This is a genomic window from Streptomyces prasinopilosus (genome assembly GCF_001419695.1).
Taxonomy (GTDB): domain Bacteria; phylum Actinomycetota; class Actinomycetes; order Streptomycetales; family Streptomycetaceae; genus Streptomyces; species Streptomyces prasinopilosus.
Window position 1 is genome coordinate 1 of sequence record NZ_LIRG01001039.1, and the last position, 2,016, is coordinate 2,016.

Consider the following 2,016-nt stretch of genomic DNA (forward strand, 5'->3'; position numbering starts at 1 on the left):
ATCGCCTCGAGCGTGAGGCGACCCGTGCGCACGGGCCGCCTCACGCTCGAGGCGATGGGCGGAAGACGGGAGCTGGAACGCATCGCGGCCTGCCTGGAGGGGACCGGAGCACGGGGGCGCGGCGGCGCGGGAGCGGCGGAGACGGAAGGAGGTGACCTGGTCGTCACGGACCCGAACGGAACGACGATTCACGTCATCCCGTCGAATTGACCACTCGACGGCCACGTGACATCGCGGGCCGGCCGGAACCGATCGAAGCGGGATCGGACAGGGGCCGGCCGTCCACGCCAGTGAAGGGCAGTCAGAGGGGGAATGCAGTCATGCCCGGAAGAATCGACCCCGACGTGGCCGTCGCGGTCATGCGAACCGCCGGACTCGAACCGATGGATCCCTACCCCGGGGCGAACGTGCCCTGGAACAGCCGGTGCGCCCGCAGCGGGCACCTCGTGGCGCCCACCTTCACCTCGGTGCGCATCGGCGCGAGCGGGGGGTGCCGCCACTGCGGCCGCATCGCGGCCGGGGAACGGCGACGGGCCGCCGGCCGGGCACAGGCCGAGGCGGACATGCGCGCCGCGGGCTTCGAACCGCTCGAACCGTACCCGGGGGCCAGGGCCCGCTGGACCTGCCGGCACGTCGCCTGCGGCCGGATCGTCCAGCCGAGGCTCTTCGGGATCCGCGCGGGCAAGGGCGGCTGCCGCGCCTGCGCGGGACGGGCACCGGTGGACCGGGAGACGGCCGAGGCGGAGATGCGCGCGATCGGCATGGAACCGCTGGAACCGTTCCCCGGCCGGGTGCGCGACCGGTGGATGTGCCGCTGCATGATGTGCGGCCACATCGGCGCCCCCGCGCTCAACAACATCCGCCGTGGCCAGGGAGGCTGCTACTCCTGCGCGCGCAGCGCCGGCCGCTCCCTCCGGGCGGGCTGACGCCGGCCGCTCCCTCCGGGCGGGCCGAGGGGGGCGGCCGGCCCCGCCCGCCCTTGCCCGGGAGGAGGCGCCCCGCCGGCCGGCGGAGCGCCTCCTCCCGTGTGTCACACGACCCGCAGGGACTCCAGCATCGACACCAGCGCGTCCTGGACGTCGTCCGGATTCCGGGGGTCCGTCGACGTGGCCAGCCAGAGGGCCGCCTCGTTCATCGCGCCCGACAGCAGATGGGTGAGCGGCTCGACCCGCTGCGCGGCGAACACGCCCTCGTCGATCAGGTCCCCGAGCACCTGCGCCAGGTGCCGGCCGGAGGTCGTCTCGTTCATCGCCCGCCACTCGCTCCAGCCGAGGACCGCGGGGCCGTCGACGAGCATGATGCGCTGGATCGTCGGATCGGTGGACACGGTGAGGAAGGCCCGGCACCCCGACACGAGCTGCTCCCAGGTGTCCTCCCGGGCGTCCGCCGTCTCGGCGATCCGCTCGGCCACCTCCTGCTGCACCTGCTCCAGCACGGCCCGGAACAGATCCGCCTTGCTGGAGAAGTGGTGGTAGAGCGCGCCCTTGGTGACCCCCGCCGCGTGGACGATCTCCGACAGACCCACGGAGCCGTAGCCCAGCGTGGAGAACAGGCGCCTGCTCTCCCGCACCAGCGCCTGCCGGGTCTGCTCCCGCTGTTGTGCCCGAATCCCTTGTGTCATCCCCTCACTCCGTCCTTCACGTACTGAAGGTACGTCAGTGTTCCGCGCCTGGCGATGCGGCCCGCGGACCGTCTTCGGGAAAGGACGGGGAAAGGGCGGGGAATGGCCGGGATTCCCGCGGCACCCCGCCCGCGCGGCCCCGCCGGCCGGTCGCACGGCGGGACCCGGCGGACGGGCGGGCCCGCGGGCACCGTCACCCGAACTGCCGGCTGCGGGCGTTCGCCTCCGCGACGAGGGCGCTCAGCAGCTCGCGCGGGGTGAGGGGGCGCACGTGGAGCGGGTCGGCGTCCCATTCGCGTCCCCCGGCGAGCGGACGGAGCTGGACGTACGGGCCCACGTGCCCCATGACCCGTCCGACGCGTCCGCGCACGGTGTCGCGGACGCGTCGGACGGGT

The 2,016-nt window shown here is 74.1% G+C and carries 4 protein-coding genes; 2 read left to right on the plus strand and 2 right to left on the minus strand.

The annotated features are described in order from the left end of the window. Both AOK18_RS29925 and AOK18_RS29930 read left to right on the plus strand, forming a co-directional pair. A partial coding sequence (locus tag AOK18_RS29925) for a hypothetical protein (RefSeq protein WP_206281615.1) occupies positions 1–210 on the plus strand: 210 nt, incomplete at its 5' end. 110 nt (positions 211–320) lie between these two features. Next, positions 321–926, plus strand: a complete 606-nt coding sequence (locus AOK18_RS29930) for a hypothetical protein (protein WP_055574464.1) — start codon at positions 321–323, stop codon at positions 924–926. 104 nt (positions 927–1,030) lie between these two features. On the opposite strand, the gene AOK18_RS29935 is transcribed toward AOK18_RS29930, so the two are convergent. Beyond that, entirely contained in the window at positions 1,031–1,621 is a 591-nt protein-coding gene (locus tag AOK18_RS29935) for a TetR/AcrR family transcriptional regulator (RefSeq protein WP_055696330.1), read from the minus strand. Positions 1,622–1,814: 193 nt separating this feature from the next. Beyond that, positions 1,815–2,016: hypothetical protein (locus AOK18_RS33185; protein ID WP_107099671.1), on the minus strand; the 202-nt coding region annotated here is incomplete at its 5' end.